At 69.2% G+C, this 14,352-nt stretch carries 18 protein-coding genes and 1 pseudogene; 6 read left to right on the plus strand and 13 right to left on the minus strand.

Annotated elements, in window-relative coordinates; genetic code table 11:
* Positions 1 to 10: 10 nt before the first annotated feature.
* The 6 genes from rlmN to rpsB form a co-directional block, all read right to left on the minus strand.
* Complete coding sequence (rlmN, locus tag G531_RS0113105; protein WP_051215461.1) at positions 11 to 1,165, minus strand: dual-specificity RNA methyltransferase RlmN; 1,155 nt, start codon at positions 1,163 to 1,165, stop codon at positions 11 to 13.
* 1 nt (position 1,166) lies between these two features.
* Positions 1,167 to 2,036 carry a phosphatidate cytidylyltransferase gene (locus tag G531_RS0113110; protein WP_026927610.1) on the minus strand — a complete coding sequence of 290 codons (870 nt, stop codon included), beginning with the start codon at positions 2,034 to 2,036 and terminating at the stop codon, positions 1,167 to 1,169.
* The gene (gene frr, locus G531_RS0113115) at positions 2,036 to 2,590 is read right to left on the minus strand and encodes a ribosome recycling factor (protein WP_026927611.1); all 555 of its coding nucleotides are present in this window, start codon (positions 2,588 to 2,590) and stop codon (positions 2,036 to 2,038) included. Before frr ends, G531_RS0113110 begins: the two co-directional genes overlap by 1 nt.
* Before the next feature lie 60 nt (positions 2,591 to 2,650).
* Entirely contained in the window at positions 2,651 to 3,361 is a 711-nt protein-coding gene (pyrH, locus tag G531_RS0113120; RefSeq protein WP_026927612.1) for a UMP kinase, read from the minus strand.
* A 169-nt stretch (positions 3,362 to 3,530) separates the two neighbouring features.
* Positions 3,531 to 4,346 carry a translation elongation factor Ts gene (tsf, locus tag G531_RS0113125; protein ID WP_026927613.1) on the minus strand — a complete coding sequence of 272 codons (816 nt, stop codon included), beginning with the start codon at positions 4,344 to 4,346 and terminating at the stop codon, positions 3,531 to 3,533.
* Positions 4,347 to 4,406: 60 nt separating this feature from the next.
* The gene (rpsB, locus tag G531_RS0113130) at positions 4,407 to 5,336 is read right to left on the minus strand and encodes a 30S ribosomal protein S2 (RefSeq protein ID WP_026927614.1); all 930 of its coding nucleotides are present in this window, start codon (positions 5,334 to 5,336) and stop codon (positions 4,407 to 4,409) included.
* Positions 5,337 to 5,648: 312 nt separating this feature from the next.
* Here rpsB and G531_RS25755 point away from each other — a divergent pair, with 312 nt between their 5' ends.
* The 3 genes from G531_RS25755 to G531_RS0113150 are packed head-to-tail and all read left to right on the plus strand — an operon-like array spanning position 5,649 to position 7,325.
* Positions 5,649 to 6,674, plus strand: coding sequence for a M23 family metallopeptidase (locus tag G531_RS25755; RefSeq protein WP_051215462.1), 1,026 nt, complete (start codon positions 5,649 to 5,651; stop codon positions 6,672 to 6,674).
* A gap of 13 nt (positions 6,675 to 6,687) precedes the next feature.
* Complete coding sequence (locus tag G531_RS0113145) at positions 6,688 to 7,113, plus strand: EndoU domain-containing protein (RefSeq protein WP_081684112.1); 426 nt, start codon at positions 6,688 to 6,690, stop codon at positions 7,111 to 7,113.
* A 2-nt stretch (positions 7,114 to 7,115) separates the two neighbouring features.
* Positions 7,116 to 7,325, plus strand: a complete 210-nt coding sequence (locus G531_RS0113150) for a hypothetical protein (protein WP_145978770.1) — start codon at positions 7,116 to 7,118, stop codon at positions 7,323 to 7,325.
* A gap of 21 nt (positions 7,326 to 7,346) precedes the next feature.
* Here the strand turns inward: G531_RS0113150 and G531_RS0113155 are convergent, their stop codons facing one another.
* On the minus strand, positions 7,347 to 8,276 hold the full coding sequence (locus G531_RS0113155; RefSeq protein WP_026927617.1) for a tyrosine recombinase XerC: 930 nt from the start codon (positions 8,274 to 8,276) through the stop codon (positions 7,347 to 7,349).
* A gap of 68 nt (positions 8,277 to 8,344) precedes the next feature.
* Here G531_RS0113155 and def point away from each other — a divergent pair, with 68 nt between their 5' ends.
* The gene (def, locus tag G531_RS0113160) at positions 8,345 to 8,941 is read left to right on the plus strand and encodes a peptide deformylase (RefSeq protein ID WP_026927618.1); all 597 of its coding nucleotides are present in this window, start codon (positions 8,345 to 8,347) and stop codon (positions 8,939 to 8,941) included.
* Positions 8,942 to 8,944: 3 nt separating this feature from the next.
* Here def and G531_RS0113165 read toward each other — a convergent pair whose 3' ends face one another.
* From G531_RS0113165 to G531_RS0113180, 4 genes are read right to left on the minus strand one after another with little or no spacing between them, the layout of a single operon-like run.
* Positions 8,945 to 9,754 (minus strand): TrmH family RNA methyltransferase, encoded by an 810-nt coding sequence (locus G531_RS0113165; RefSeq protein WP_026927619.1) that lies wholly within the window; start codon positions 9,752 to 9,754, stop codon positions 8,945 to 8,947.
* Positions 9,751 to 10,542: a sulfite exporter TauE/SafE family protein gene (locus G531_RS0113170; protein WP_026927620.1), complete on the minus strand. Its 792-nt coding sequence runs from the start codon at positions 10,540 to 10,542 to the stop codon at positions 9,751 to 9,753. The genes G531_RS0113165 and G531_RS0113170 overlap by 4 nt, the downstream gene beginning before the upstream one ends.
* A complete protein-coding gene (locus G531_RS22465) occupies positions 10,539 to 10,805 on the minus strand; it encodes a hypothetical protein (protein WP_051215463.1) in 267 nt (88 codons plus the stop codon). Before G531_RS22465 ends, G531_RS0113170 begins: the two co-directional genes overlap by 4 nt.
* 3 nt (positions 10,806 to 10,808) lie before the next feature.
* Complete coding sequence (locus tag G531_RS0113180) at positions 10,809 to 11,594, minus strand: ABC transporter ATP-binding protein (RefSeq protein ID WP_026927621.1); 786 nt, start codon at positions 11,592 to 11,594, stop codon at positions 10,809 to 10,811.
* A gap of 71 nt (positions 11,595 to 11,665) precedes the next feature.
* Between G531_RS0113180 and G531_RS24720 the strand changes: the two genes are divergently transcribed.
* Positions 11,666 to 12,385: a hypothetical protein gene (locus G531_RS24720; RefSeq protein ID WP_051215464.1), complete on the plus strand. Its 720-nt coding sequence runs from the start codon at positions 11,666 to 11,668 to the stop codon at positions 12,383 to 12,385.
* Positions 12,386 to 12,395: 10 nt separating this feature from the next.
* Here G531_RS24720 and fabI read toward each other — a convergent pair whose 3' ends face one another.
* The gene (fabI, locus tag G531_RS0113190) at positions 12,396 to 13,169 is read right to left on the minus strand and encodes an enoyl-ACP reductase FabI (RefSeq protein ID WP_026927622.1); all 774 of its coding nucleotides are present in this window, start codon (positions 13,167 to 13,169) and stop codon (positions 12,396 to 12,398) included.
* A 31-nt stretch (positions 13,170 to 13,200) separates the two neighbouring features.
* Positions 13,201 to 13,938 (minus strand): 3-oxoacyl-[acyl-carrier-protein] reductase, encoded by a 738-nt coding sequence (gene fabG, locus G531_RS0113195; RefSeq protein WP_035758874.1) that lies wholly within the window; start codon positions 13,936 to 13,938, stop codon positions 13,201 to 13,203.
* A 174-nt stretch (positions 13,939 to 14,112) separates the two neighbouring features.
* Between fabG and G531_RS0113200 the strand changes: the two are divergent.
* Positions 14,113 to 14,352, plus strand: a pseudogene (locus G531_RS0113200) (hypothetical protein); the annotation flags it as partial.

A 14,352-nucleotide genomic window follows, 5' to 3' on the forward strand; every position in this document is an offset into this window, starting at 1 on the left:
CGGGCACGCGTCAGCGCTCCGTGGCTGCCAACTGTCCGCAGGCGCCGTCGATCTCGCGGCCGCGGGTGTCGCGTACGGTCACCGGGACGCCGTGGGCCTCCAACCGACGGACGAACTCGCGCTCATCGGCCGGGTCGGACGCGGTCCATTTCGAGCCGGGGGTCGGGTTGAGCGGGATCAGGTTCACATGGACCCAGCCCCAGTCGCCGCGCTTCTTCAGTTCCTTGGCCAGCAGGTCGGCCCGCCAGGCCTGATCGTTGATCTGCCGGATCAGGGCGTACTCGATGGAGACCCGGCGCTTGGTGACCCGGGCGTACTCCCAGGCGGCGTCGAGGACCTCGGCGACCTTGTAGCGCTGGTTGATCGGCACGATCTCATCGCGCAGTTCGTCGTCGGGGGCGTGCAGGCTGAGCGCCAGGGTGACCGGTACGCCCTCGGTGGCGAGCTGGTGCATCCGCGGCACCAGACCGACGGTGGACACGGTGATCCCGCGGGCGGAGATGCCCAGCCCGTCCGGCTCGGGCGCGTTCAGCGTACGCACGGCGGCGACCACGGCGTTGTAGTTGTGCAGCGGTTCGCCCATCCCCATGAACACGATGTTGCTCACCCTGCCGGTACCCCCGGCGATCTCGCCGCGGGCCAGCCGGCGGGCGCCGTCGACGACCTGGGAGACGATCTCGGCGGCCGACATGCTGCGCTGCAGCCCGCCCTGGCCGGTGGCGCAGAAGGGGCAGTTCATCCCGCAGCCGGCCTGGGAGGAGACGCACATCGTGACGCGGCCGGGATAGCGCATCAGCACCGACTCGACCAGCGCGCCGTCGAACAGCCGCCACAGTGTCTTGACCGTCGTCCCCTTGTCCGCGGTCTGTTCCCGGACCGAGGTCAGCAGCGGCGGGAACAACTGTGCGTGCAGCGCTTCCCGCTGCGCGGCCGGCAGATCGGTCCACTCATCCGGGTCGTCGGTGAGCCGTTCGAACCAGTGCTTGGACAGTTGCTTGGCCCGGAACGCGGGCAGGCCGGCGGCGACCACGGCCTCCTTGCGGGCCTCGGGGGTGAGATCGGCCCAGTGCTGCGGCGGCTTGCCGCGCCGAGAGGGAGCCAGCAGGGGCAGCAGAGGGCTCACCCCGTCGGCCGCCGTGGCGCTCGCCAGATCGATCTCACTCATCTCAGCCTCCGGGAATCAGCAGGAACATGGTCAGCCAGGCCACCGGGCAGGCCGCCAGCAAGGAGTCGAGCCGATCCATCACGCCGCCGTGTCCCGGCAGCACCGATCCCATGTCCTTCAGGCCCACATCGCGCTTGATCAGCGACTCGATCAGGTCTCCGCAGACACCGGCGATCACCACGACCACTCCGAGAATCAGCCCGACCCACCACGCTACCCCGAGGACCCAAATCGCCAGCACGATCGCGGTGGCGATGCCGAGCGCGAATGATCCGGCCAGCCCTTCCCAGGTCTTCTTCGGGGAGATGGTCGGGGCCATCTTGTGCTTGCCGAACAGGACGCCGAAGAGGTAGCCCCCGGTGTCGCCGGCGATCACGATCAGGATGTAGGTGAGGACCCGGCCCGCCCCGTTGTCCCCGGCCACCAGCAGCCCGACGAAGGACCCCAGGACCGGGATGTACCCGAGAATGAACATGCTCGCGGCCGCATCGCGGACGTAGCCGTGCGCTCCCCCGGGCATCCGCCAGATCAGACACACCAGCGCGGTGAGGCCGATCAGCGACAACGTGATCGTGGACGGGTTCAGATCCACCAGGTGGAACTTCGACACCAGGTAGCTGGAGGACACGATCAGGATCGTCCCCACGGCCAGGGGCCACAGGGCAGGACGCATCTCCACCTGCCGCAGCGCTTGGGCGACTTCGTGCACCCCGAAGGTCAGCAGAACCGCAACCAGGAGCACGAAGGCCCAGTGCGCCCACAGCAGGGAGACCGCCATCAGGCCGAGCAGAACCACCGCAACCAAGATCGCCGCAGGAAGATCGCGACCGGGGCTGCGGCGGTGCGGGGCCTGCGCAGTGGGCTCGGACATCAGATCTCGAGCAGCTCACTTTCCTTGTTCTTGAGCACCTCGTCGATCTGGTCGACGCGCTTCTTGGTGATGTCCTCCAGCTGCTTCTCGGCGCGGGCCACCTCGTCCTCGCCCGCTTCCTTGTCCTTGACCAGCTTGTCCAGGCCGTCCTTGGCGTGGCGGCGGACGTTGCGGATCGAGACCTTCGCGTCCTCGGCCTTGGTCTTGGCCAGCTTGGTGTACTCCTTGCGCCGCTGCTCGGTGAGCTCGGGCAGGCTGCACCGGATGATCGTGCCGTCGATGGCCGGGTTCACGCCCAGGTCGGAGTCGCGAATCGCCTTCTCGATCGAGTGCAGGGTGGACTTGTCGAAGGGGGTGATCACCACCATCCGCGCATCGGCCACCTGGACGCTGGCGATCTGCTGGATGGGCATCGCCTGCCCGTACGCCTCGGCCATCAGGCTGTTGAACATGCCGGGGTGAGCACGACCGGTCCGGATGCCGGCGAACTCGTCCTTGGTGTGCGCCACCGCGGCGTCCATCTTCTCTTCGGCTTCGGCCAGAATGTCGGCGATCACGTGATCGATCCTTCCCTAGGTGCCAGCGGGGCTGGCGCGAACTGTGGTTGTGCCGCCTCAGGCGTGCACAGTCGTACCGATCTTCTCACCCGCGACGACCCGGGCAATATTGCCCTCGGTGTCCAGGGAGAAGAAGATCATCGGCAGTTTGTAGTCGCGGGCCATCGAGATGGCGGTCGCGTCGGCGACCTTGAGGTCACGGGTGAGGTATTCGTCGTAGGAGATCGCGTCGAACTTCTTCGCCCCGGGCACCAGTTTCGGGTCGGCGTCGTACACCCCGTCGGTCCCCTGCTTGCCCATCAGCAGCACGTCGGCCTTGATCTCCAGGGCACGCTGGGCGGCCACGGTGTCGGTGGAGAAATAGGGCATCCCGGAACCGGCGCCGAAGATGACCACGCGGCCCTTCTCCATGTGCCGTTCGGCGCGCCGCGGAATATAGGGTTCGGCGACCTGCTGCATCTGGATCGCGCTCTGCACCCGGGTCGGGATGCCGGCCTTCTCGGTGAAGTCCTGCAGCACCAGCGCATTCATCACGGTACCGAGCATGCCGACGTAGTCGGCCCGGTCCCGGTCCATCCCGCGCTGCTGCAGTTCCGCGCCGCGGAAGAAGTTCCCGCCGCCCACGACCACCGCCACCTGGACCCCGCCGTTGACCACACCGGCGATCTGGCGGGCGATGCTGGCCACGACATCCGGATCGACACCGACCTTGCCACCTCCGAAAACCTCTCCGGACAGTTTCAGTAGGACGCGGCGGTAGGGGGCCATGCGGTCTCCTCGGTTGGGTTCTGTGTCGAACCAATCAAACCGTACGCCGGCCCACCCGCGGCACCGACCCACCCATATGGGATACCGACGAGCGGGCGGGCGCCGGAAAAGCGACGGGCCCGCGCCACCGAAGTGACGCGGGCCCACCTGCTGCGGGAAATCCGACCGATCAGGCGCCGGCCTCGAAGCGGGCGAACTCCTTGACGGTCAGCCCGGCCTCCTTGAGCTGCTGGCCGACCGACTTCTTGTCCTCGGAGATCGAATCCTGATCGACCAGGCAGACCTCCTTGAAGTACGCGTTGACCCGGCCCTCGACGATCTTGGGCAGCGCCTTCTCCGGCTTGCCCTCCTCGCGGGACTTGTCCTCGGCGACCTGACGCTCGTGCTCGACGACGTCGGCCGGAACGGTGTCGCGGTCGAGGAACTGCGGCTTCATCGAGGCGATCTGCAGCGCCACCGAGTGGATCGCAGAGTCGTTGTCACCCTCGTAGGAGACCAGCACGCCGACCTGCGGGGGCAGGTCGGACGCGCGCTTGTGCAGGTAGACCTTGGTCTTGCCGTCGTAGTAGACGGCATCCTTCAGTTCCAGCTTCTCGCCGATCACCGCGGCCAGGTCGGCCACGGCCTCCTCGACGGTCTTGCCCGAGGGGAGCTTGGCCGCCTTCGCGGCCTCCACCCCGTTGGCCTTGGCGTCGTTGACGGCCTTCGCGATCTCGTCGGCCAGGTCGATGAACTCCTGGTTCTTGGCGACGAAGTCGGTCTCCGAGCCGAGCTGGATCAGCGCGTTCCCGGCATTGGCCACCAGACCGTTGCCGGCGTCCCGCTCAGCGCGCTTGGCGGCCTTGGCCAGACCGGTGACACGCAGAATGTCGACCGCCTTGTCGAAGTCGCCGTCCGCTTCGGTCAGCGCCTTCTTGGCGTCCATCATTCCGGCGCCGGTGGCGTCCCGGAGCTTCTTCACGTCGGCTGCAGCAAACGATGCCATGTGGGATTTCCCTGTCTCTCGCGATTGACTGGTGGGATTCTTGGAGGTCGGTCGACCGCGTCACTGTGCGGCGGGAGCGTCCTGAGCCGGAGCGTCCGCAGCGACGTTAGCAGCCGGAGCGGTGGGGACCGGCGCAGCGGCCGGAGTCGCGTCGGCGGCCGGGGTCGCGTCGGCGGCAGGCGTCGCGTCGGCGGCGGACTCCGCGGCCGGGCTCTGGCCGGCCTCCAGGAGCTCGCGCTCCCAGTCGGGCATCGGCTCGGACTCCGGGGTCGCGGTCTGGCCCTGACCGGTGTGCCCGGCCGAGCGCTCCAGCAGACCGGCGGCGACGGCATCGGCGATCACCCGGGTCAGCAGGGTGACCGAGCGGATCGCGTCGTCGTTGCCCGGGATCGGGAAGTCGACCTCGTCGGGGTCACAGTTGGTGTCCAGGATCGCGATGACCGGGATCTTCAGCTTGCGCGACTCGTCGACGGCCAGGTGTTCCTTCTTGGTGTCGACGATCCACACGGCCTGCGGGATGCGCGGCATCTCGCGGATACCGCCGAGGTCCTTCTCCAGCTTCTCCTTCTCCCGACGCAGCATCAGGAGTTCCTTCTTGGTCAGACCGGATCCGGCGACCTTGTCGAAGTCCATCGCTTCCAGTTCCTTGAGGCGGGTGATCCGCTTGGAGATGGTCTGGAAGTTGGTCAGCATGCCACCGAGCCAGCGCTGGTTGACGTAGGGCATGCCGACGCGGGTGGCCTGCTCGGCGATGGCCTCCTGGGCCTGCTTCTTGGTGCCCACGAACAGGACCTGTCCGCCCTTGGCGACGGTCTGCTTGACGAACGCGTACGCCTGGTCGATGTAGGTCAGCGACTGGTGCAGGTCGATGATGTAGATGCCGTTGCGCTCGGTGAAGATGAAGCGCTTCATCTTCGGGTTCCACCGGCGGGTCTGGTGCCCGAAGTGAACGCCGGACTCGAGCAACTGGCGTGCGGTAACGACGGCCATGGCCGTTCCTCCTTGTGGCGCCGCGCAGGGCGGAGCCGATCGGTTGTGCCGGTGCCGACCTTCGGCACCGCCTGATGCAGTGTGGGAGAGCAACCGGCAAAGCCGGACCGTAAGCTCCCACCCGGGAACCCGGAAGACTGCATGCGAAGTCAGCCCACATCGGTGAGCTGCTGCCAATAGTGTATGCCTCCGCCCAAAACGGCGCCACTTGAGTGATCGGCCGGTCATCCACAGCCGTACGCCGGGCGAAGCGCTGTCCACAGGTGCTCGACTCCGACGCACGATCCGGAAGCCGGCGACCATCCTTCCCGCATGAACGCCACCCATCCTCTCATCCGTTCGGGGCTGCTCGCCGGGCTCGTCGGCCTGCTGCTCGGGATCGCGGCGGCCGGGCCGGCGCAGGCGGTCCCGACCCTGCCGTCGCCGTCGGTGACTCCGCTGGCCGGCAATGTCCGGGTGGTCACCGAGTTCCGGCCACCCGAACGCCGGTGGTTGGCCGGGCACCGCGGGGTCGACCTGGCGGGGACGCCGGGGCAGGTGGTCCGCGCGGCCGCGGCGGGGCGGATCAGTTTTGCCGGGACGATCGCCGGGCGCCCGGTGATCACCGTCGACCACGGTGAGGTGCGCACCACCTACGAACCGGTCGATGCGACCCTGCCGGTCGGTGCCGAAGTGGCGATGGGTGAACAGATCGGTACGCTGCGCGCCGGTCACGACTGTGCCGCGGCGGCGTGCCTGCACTGGGGGCTGAAGCACGGGGAGGACTACCTCGATCCGATGCTGCTGGCCACCGGCGACGCGACGGTCCGGATGCTGCCCGGGTCGGCCCCCGCCGAGGCCCGGGAACGGGCCGCCGCCCGGGAGGCGGCCCGCCGCGCGGCCGCGGAGCAGCAGGCGTCGGCGGGAACGGACGTGCCCCAGGGGCCCGCTCCCCCACCGGGCTCCCGCGGTCTGGTCCGGCCCGCCGACGGGCCGCTCACCTCCCGGTTCGGGATGCGGGTGCATCCGGTCACCGGGGTCTACAAACTGCACGACGGGCTGGATTTCGGCACCGGCTGCGGAGCCCCACTGCGCGCCATCGCCGCGGGCCGGGTGACCGATATCTACTACAACGCCGGGTACGGCAACCGGTTGATGCTCGACCACGGCCTGGTCAACGGCCGTCCGATGCGCAGTTCGTACAACCATGCGATCCGCTATCTGGTCGGCCCGGGCGCCACGGTGCAGGCCGGCCAGGTGATCGGCCTGAGCGGCTCGACCGGGTACTCCACCGGCTGTCACCTGCATTTCATGCTCTGGGTCGACGGCCAGCTGGTCAATCCGGAGGCTTGGCTGTGAGGCCTGTCCACCAATGGCAGAACATGGCCCTTGGGCCGACCTGTGCGGCGTTCCAGACCTCAGGCTGCCGAACCACCGCCGCACCCACCTGCTCGATGGCGATGACAAGGGCACAGGCGGCCATCGATTTGGGGTGTTGCCCGCTCCCGGCCATCGCAAGACATGGTTTCCGAGCACCTGGACCGATGACGACATTGTGCTGGCGGTGCTGGCGGTGGCGCGCTCCCCGATCGTGGCAGTGCGGGGAGCGGGGTCTTTCATCAACTGCTTCGGCGAGATCAGCGGAGTTCGGCTCAAGGTCCGCGTGCAAATCGACGGGACGATCATCACCGGTCACCCGCTGGACGGACCGGGAGTGAACCAAGTGAAGGCCACCGCGCTCGGCGTTATCAGCAGCCGCGAGCTCCCGTACGGGAGCAACCGGGAGGTAACGTGGTGATCATGAAGTTTGATGATCTTGTCTATCACGTCTTCGCGCAGATCATCCCCAACATCGGGCCGGATGATCGGTGGGACGTCGTGGACGCACTCCATGATGATGACACCGATGTCGCTCTGGTCATCATGCTTCGGCTGATCGACCGGGAGGGATGGCCGGTCGATCCCGAGTTGCTGGCGATGGCCCGGGCTGCGGCCCCCAGCCTCACCTGACCGTCGGGTGCCAGTCACGGATCAGGCGCGGGGGTGCGCCTGCTCGAAGGCCGCACGGAGCCGTTCGTTGCTCACATGGGTATAGATCTGGGTGGTCGCCAGCGAGGCGTGCCCGAGCATCTCCTGCACGCTGCGCAGATCCGCGCCGCCCTCGAGCAGGTGCGTCGCCATCGCATGCCGTAGTCCGTGCGGTCCCAGGTCGGGCGCATTCGGCACCACCTGCAGGGCCCGGTGCACGACCCGGCGGACCACCCGGGGGTTGATCCGGCCGCCGCGCTCCCCCACGAACACCGCCGGCCCCGCGGTCGGGGCCGCCAAGGTGTCGCGGACCGCCAACCAGGCGTCAAGGGCCCGCCACCCCGGACGGCCCAGCGGTACCGCGCGCTCCTTGTCGCCCTTGCCCACGACCCGGAGGACGCCGCGGGCGGTGTCCAGGTCGGCCAGTTCCAGGCCGCACAGTTCGGCGACCCGGATCCCGGCCCCGTAGAGCACCTCCAGGATCGCCACATCCCGGCAACCGACCGGGCCGTCATCGGCGCCGGCCCGAGCGACGGCCGCCGCCAGCATCTGGTCGGCCACCTCGGCGGTGATGGTCTGCGGCAGCCGCTTGGGCAGTTTCGGGGAACGCAGCGCCTCGGCCGGATTCTGCCCGCTGCGCCCGGTCCGTTCACACCAGGCGAAGAACACCCGGGCCGCGGCGGCCCGGCGTTGCAGGGTGCTGCGTTCGGCGCCGCGGGTCTGCTGGTTGGCCAGCCAACTGCGCAGTTCCCGCAGTCCGACCGCTTGCGGGTCGTGCACCCCGAGCCGGTCCAGGTACGCGAACAGGCCCGCCAGATCGCCCTCGTACGCCCGGATCGTGTGCGCGGACAGATTCCGCTCCCCGGCCAGGTGCTGGGCATAGGCCGCCAACAGTCCGGCCCACCCCTCCGACAACTCCGGGTCCTCACTCACCCGCCCAGTGTGCCCGCCGCACTGGAATGTGCCCGGGAGCCCGGCCCGGCGCGGCTACGATGCAGCCCATGGTCTCCCTCGACGAACTGATCACCGGTGGCAGCGTACTTCCCATCACCCGCTGGGGAACCCCGGTGATGCACGCCCCGACCACCCCTGTCACGACCTTCGACGAGGACCTGCACACCCTGATCCGCGACATGTTCGCGACGATGGCGGCCGCCCAGGGGGTCGGGCTCGCCGCGACCCAGGTCGGGCAGGGGATCTCCCTGTTCATCTTTGACTGCCCCGACGAGGATGAGGTCCGCCACTACGGGGTCATCTGCAACCCGGTGGTCACCACCCCGGACGGCCGCAACCGGCACCTCGATGCCGCCGAGGAGGGCTGTCTGTCGCTGCCGGGGGCGTACGAGACCCTGGCCCGGCCCGACCATGCGATCTGCGAGGGCGTGGATCACAACGGCGAACCGGTCAAGGTGGTGGGCACCGGGCTGCTCGCGCGCTGTCTGCAGCACGAGACCGATCACCTGAACGGGACCGTCTTCGGCGACCGGCTGGCCTCGAAGGCCCGCAAGCGGCTGTACGCCCAGCACGACAGCGTGGCCGACCGCTACCTCGCGGACTGGCCGGTCAGCCCGAAACAGCCCGCCCCGCCGCAGGACTGAGCGCTAACGGGCGTCCGGGTTCAGCACATAGCAGGCGACCGCCGCCGCGGCGGCGACGTTCAGCGAGTCGATGCCGTGCTGCATCGGGATCCGGGCGACCAGATCGGCCTGCCCCAGCCAGTGCTCGGACAGCCCGGCTCCCTCGGTGCCCAGCAGCAGCGCGATCTTCCCGTCGCCGACCCGCGCGGCGGCCTCGTCCAGAGTCACTGCGTCCTCCCGCAGCGCCATCGCGACCGTGGTGAAGCCGGCCTCGCGCAGCCGGTCCAGGTCACTGCCCCAGTGCTCCAGCCGGGCCCAGGGCAGGGAGAACACCGCCCCCATCGCGACCTTGATCGCGCGCCGGTAGAGCGGATCGGCCGCCCGCGGGGCCAGTAGTACGCCGTCCCAGCCGAGCCCGGCCGCACAACGCAGGATCGCGCCGACATTGGTGTGGTCCACGATGTCCTCGCAGACCACCAACCGGCGCATCCCGAGCAGATCATCCAGGCTGTGCCGGGTGCGGCGGTGGAAGGACCCGAGCGCGCCGCGGTGCACATGAAAACCGGTGACCTCCTCGGCGAACGCCTCGGTCACCACCAGCACCGGCACCTCGGGCCAGGCGTCCAGGACGTCGGCCAGTGAGTCCAGCCAGCGCTCGGCGAGCAGGAACGATCGCGGGGTGAAGCCGGCCTCGGCCGCCCGCCGGATCACCTTCTCGCCCTCGGCGATGAACAGCCCCTCCGCGGTTTCCAGCTTGCGGCGCAGTGAGGTGTCGCGCAGCCGCAGATAGTCGTGCAGCCGCGGGTCGGCGGGGTCGCTGACCCGTTCTCTCATCGGTGCACCAGCAGCAGGTACGCCAGGGCGATGACGCCGACGATGACGATGATCACCCGATACACCACCGCCGGCAGCTTGCGGCCGACCCGGGCGCCGATCGAGGCCCCGATGATCGAGCCGATCGCGATCGCGATGGCCCCGGGCCAGTACACCCGACCCAGCGAGATGTAGATGATCGCGGCAATGCCGTTGACGATGGTGACCAGGCCGTTCTTGATCGCATTGATCTCCGACATCGACTGGTTGATCAGGCCGATGCCGAGGATGCCGAGGACCAGCACTCCCTGGGCGGCACTGAAATAGCCGCCATAGGTGCCGGCGAGCAGGATCGCGAACCAGACCCAGACCGGATCGCGGGTCTCCCCGGTGGCCGGATCGGTCTTTCGGGCGTGCAGTGCCTGGACCCGGCGGGACAGCATCGGCTGGGTGATCACCAGGACGATGCCCAGGGTGACCAGCACCGGGACGATCACATCGAAGGCCGAACTGGGCAACAGCAGCAGCAACAGCGCCCCGGTGGTGCCGCCGAGCAGGGACGCCACCCCCAGGCGCAGCAGCCGCTTGCGCTGCGGTCTCAGTTCCGGCAGCAGGGCGTAGGTGGCCGAGGCGTTGCCGAACACCAGCCCGACCGCGTTCGACGCGTTCGCCGAGACCGCGGTGAGTCCCGGCCCGCCGAGGGCGAGCAGGGTCGGGAAGGTGATCAGGGTGCCCGAACCGACCACCGAGTTGATCAGGCCGGCGGCCACCCCGGCCAGCCCGACCAGGAACAGATCCAGCGGGGTCACGGCTGCTCCACCCCCGGCGTACGCGGCGGCCGACCCCGCAGCAGCCGCAGCGCCACCGCGGCCACCGCCACCGCGATCGCCACCTGGAGCCAGAACTGGCCGGGGACGAAGACGGCGGTCACCATGCCGCCGACCGCCCCGGCGGCCAGGGCCGCGGCATGCCAGCGGCCGGAGATCAGTTCAGCGGCGGCGCACAGGATCGCCGCGATCAGCCACCACAGCCACAGCTGCTGGCCGAGGAAATCATTGAGGTTGACCGGCATCGCTCACTGCGCCGCGCGGGCGGTCCAGCGGCCGCGGTCGTGGGTCACCTCGAGGGGAAGCCCGAAGGTGTCGCTCATTTTCGCCGAGGTCAGCGTCTCCGCGATCGGGCCGGCCGCCACGACCTGCCCCTGTCGCAGCAACAGCGCATGGGTGACCGCGGCCGGGATCTCCTCCACATGGTGGGTCACCATCACGCTGGTCGGGGCGTACGGGTCGGCGGCCAACTCGCCGAGGATCCGGACCAGGGTTTCCCGGCCGGCCACGTCGAGGCCGGCGGCGGGTTCGTCGAGCAGCAGCAGTTCGGGGTCGGTCATCAGGGACCGGGCGACCAGCACCCGCTTCTTCTCCCCCTCCGACAGGGTGCCGAAGGTCCGTTCGGCCAGGTGCTCCACGCGCATCTGGGACATCAGTTCCCGGGCGCGGGCGTAGTCGTCCTCCTCATAGGTCTCGTTCCACCGGCCGAGCACGGCGTACGCGGCGGAGACGACGACGTCCTGGACGATCTCGCGGCCGGGGACCTGCTCGGCGACCGCGATCGAGGTCATCCCAATCCGCGGGCGCAGTTCGAACACATCGACCGCTCCGAGCAGTTCGCCGAGGATCTCCGCGGTGCCCGAACGCGGGTGCATCTGGGTGGCCAGGACCCGCAGCAGGGTCGTCTTCCCCGCTCCGTTCGGGCCGATGATCACCCAGCGATCACCTTCCTCGACCCGCCAGGTGACGTCCCGCAGCAGGTACGACCCACCGCGCACGATGCTCACATCAGCCAGATCCACCACAGCCACCATGCGGGCAAACTTAGCGCAGATACGCTGACACCAGACCGACAACCACACGCCTGAGGCAACCAGGAGGGCCCGTGACCATTGAGGCAGCCATTCGGCTCACCGGGAACCTGAACGTCCTGCGGCACACGGCGGTCAGCGCCGAGGTGAGTGCGCGGGAGGTCGTCGCCGACGATGTGGCGCACCATGTGGTCGACCCCGAAGGTTTGCTCGATCTGAATCCGCTGGCCGCCAACGAGCTGGACATCGCGATGCGCGCCGCGATCACGCGCTATCCCGGCGACTGGTCGTTGATCCTGCCCCGCCCGGGCATGCTCGGCGCGCTGCGCGGACCGGCGGCGCTGACCCGGCTGGCGCTGGAAATGGGGGCCGCGGTGGTTTCCCAGGCCGGCGGGCTGGGCTGGGTGCCGCAGCCGGTCGGGTCGGCGGTGCAGTGGGTGGTGCTGCCGGCGGAGAAGCCGGCGCTGCCGACCGCCCCCACCGAGGCGGACCGGCACCTCAGCGAGACCGTCCTGCGGATCGCCGATGCGCTGGCCGCCCAGGAGATGAGTTCGGGCGAGCGGCCGGAACCGGTGTTCGCGCCGCTGCCGGCGGCGTACGGGGGGCGGGCGAAGAAGCTGGCGACCAAGGCGCTGCGGCTGATCCACGCCGCCGATGCCGCCCTGGCCGATGATTCCGGCCTGCTGCACTCCCATGCGATCCAGACCCGCCGGACCGCCCTGCGGGAGGTCCAGCGGGCCGCGATCGATGCGCTGTCGGCGGCGGTCAGCTGGGTGGAGCCGCCGCCGCAGTGAGCGGTACGGGTCAGGCGCCCATCGCGTGCATGCCGCCGTCGACGTGGATGATCTCCCCGGAGGTGGCGGGGAACCAGTCGCTGAGCAGCGCGACGACTGCCTTCGCGGTGGCCTCGTTGGAGGTGGCGTCCCAGCCGAGCGGGGCGCGCTCCCCCCAGATCGTGTTGAAGTCGGCCGACCCGGGGATCGCTTTCTTCGCCAGGGTGTCGATCGGGCCCGCCGCGACCAGGTTGCTGCGTACGCCCTCGGGGCCGAGGTAGCGGGCCAGGTACCGGCTGGTCGATTCCAGCGCGGCCTTGGCCACCCCCATCCAGTCGTAGCTGGGCCACGACACGGTGGCATCGAAGGTCAGCCCGACCACCGACGCGGTCCCGCCGAACAGCGGCTTGCAGGCCATGGTGAGCGAGGTCAGCGAGTACGCCGACACCTCCACCGCGGCCTTCACATCCTCGGGCGGGGTGGTGAGGAATTTTCCGCCCAGCGCGGTCTCCGGGTTGGCGAAGGCGATCGAATGAACCAGCCCGTCGAGCCGGTCGATCCCGACCTCGCGCAGGGTCTGCGGCAGATTCGCCAGGTGGTCGGCGTTGGTGACGTCGATCTCGATCAGCGCCGGGACCGGGGCCAACTTCTGCAGCACCCGCTTGGTCAGGCTCATCGCCCGCCCGAAGTTCGACACCACCACGGTGGCGCCCTCCTCCTGGGCGATCCGGGCCACGGCGTACCCGATCGAGGTGTTCATGGTGACCCCGGCCACCAGGATGTTCTTGCCCTCGAGAATTCCCATGCTCTGCTCCTTCAGTCTGTCCGTCGGGTACTCAGTGGCCCATGCCGAGGCCGCCGTCGACGGGGATCACCGCACCGGTGATGTAGCCCGCGGCGTCACTGGCCAGGAATTCCACCGCGGCGGCGATGTCGTCGACCTGGCCGAGTCGGCCCAGCGGAATCTGGGCGTGGTAGTCGGCGACCTGCTTCTCGGACAGTTCGGCGGTCATGTCGGTCTCGATGAACCCCGGTGCCACCACGTTCGCGGTGATCCCGCGGGAGCCGACCTCGCGGGCCAGCGAGCGGGCCAGACCGACCAGACCGGCCTTGGACGCGGCGTAGTTCACCTGACCGGCCGAGCCGAGCAGTCCGACCACCGAGGAGATGTAGATGATCCGACCGAAGCGGGCCCGGGTCATCGGACGCAGGGCGCGCCGGGTGACGTTGAACGAGCCGGTCAGATTGGTGTCGATCACCGACTGCCAGGCCTCGTCCTTCATCCCCATCGCGAGGGTGTCCTTGGTGATGCCGGCGTTGGCCACCAGCACCTCGACCGGCCCCAGCTGGGCCTCGACCTGCTTGAACGCCGCGTCGACCTGCTGGGGGTCGGTCACATCGCACTGGACGCCGAGGATTCCGGGGGCGACGTCCCCGCTGCGATAGGTGGCCGCCACGCGGTGCCCGGCCGCGGCCAGGTGAGCGGCGATCGCCGCGCCGATCCCGCGGTTGCCACCGGTGACCAGGATGACCCGGCCCGACTTCTCGGGTGCGGACTCGGTGGGCTCGGCCATGGTTCTCTCCTTTTCCGGGACCGCGACGGCCCGCAGGTCTGCTCAGGGCAGGGTATCCATTCCGTCCGGCATCCGAAAAGTTCCCGACGAGACTCACACAGAGTCCCCGCGTAGCAGGGTGCCGTGCCTCACATAGTTTTCCCCGGGAAGTGTGGGTGGCGGTCACGATGGGGTGTGAGTGTGAAGGATCTGTCGTTGGCTGCCAGGTACGAGGTGACCAAGAAGTACGCGCAGGCTTATGCGGCGGCGCCGAAGAAGGGCAAGAGCGAGATCTTGGATCAGGTGGTCGCGGTGACCGGCTGGAACCGTGACCATGCCCGCCAGCAGTTGACCGCCCGGCTGCGGCAGACCCCGGGTCGGGCCCGGGCCACCGTCGCGGTGATCGACCGACGCACGACCAAAGCACGCCGGTAC

The sequence above is a fragment of the Granulicoccus phenolivorans DSM 17626 = NBRC 107789 = JCM 15570 genome (assembly GCF_000423085.1).
GTDB lineage: Bacteria > Actinomycetota > Actinomycetes > Propionibacteriales > Propionibacteriaceae > Granulicoccus > Granulicoccus phenolivorans.

Coding starts and splice junctions, on each gene's coding strand:
- rlmN (WP_051215461.1), bottom strand. CDS start 1,165: ATGAGTGAGATCGATCTGGCGAGCGCCACGGCGGCCGACGGGGTGAGC.
- G531_RS0113110 (WP_026927610.1), bottom strand. CDS start 2,036: ATGTCCGAGCCCACTGCGCAGGCCCCGCACCGCCGCAGCCCCGGTCGC.
- pyrH (WP_026927612.1), bottom strand. CDS start 3,361: ATGGCCCCCTACCGCCGCGTCCTACTGAAACTGTCCGGAGAGGTTTTC.
- tsf (WP_026927613.1), bottom strand. CDS start 4,346: ATGGCATCGTTTGCTGCAGCCGACGTGAAGAAGCTCCGGGACGCCACC.
- rpsB (WP_026927614.1), bottom strand. CDS start 5,336: ATGGCCGTCGTTACCGCACGCCAGTTGCTCGAGTCCGGCGTTCACTTC.
- G531_RS25755 (WP_051215462.1), top strand. CDS start 5,649: ATGAACGCCACCCATCCTCTCATCCGTTCGGGGCTGCTCGCCGGGCTC.
- G531_RS0113145 (WP_081684112.1), top strand. CDS start 6,688: ATGGCAGAACATGGCCCTTGGGCCGACCTGTGCGGCGTTCCAGACCTC.
- G531_RS0113150 (WP_145978770.1), top strand. CDS start 7,116: ATGAAGTTTGATGATCTTGTCTATCACGTCTTCGCGCAGATCATCCCC.
- def (WP_026927618.1), top strand. CDS start 8,345: ATGGTCTCCCTCGACGAACTGATCACCGGTGGCAGCGTACTTCCCATC.
- G531_RS0113165 (WP_026927619.1), bottom strand. CDS start 9,754: ATGAGAGAACGGGTCAGCGACCCCGCCGACCCGCGGCTGCACGACTAT.
- G531_RS22465 (WP_051215463.1), bottom strand. CDS start 10,805: ATGCCGGTCAACCTCAATGATTTCCTCGGCCAGCAGCTGTGGCTGTGG.
- G531_RS0113180 (WP_026927621.1), bottom strand. CDS start 11,594: ATGGTGGCTGTGGTGGATCTGGCTGATGTGAGCATCGTGCGCGGTGGG.
- fabI (WP_026927622.1), bottom strand. CDS start 13,169: ATGGGAATTCTCGAGGGCAAGAACATCCTGGTGGCCGGGGTCACCATG.
- fabG (WP_035758874.1), bottom strand. CDS start 13,938: ATGGCCGAGCCCACCGAGTCCGCACCCGAGAAGTCGGGCCGGGTCATC.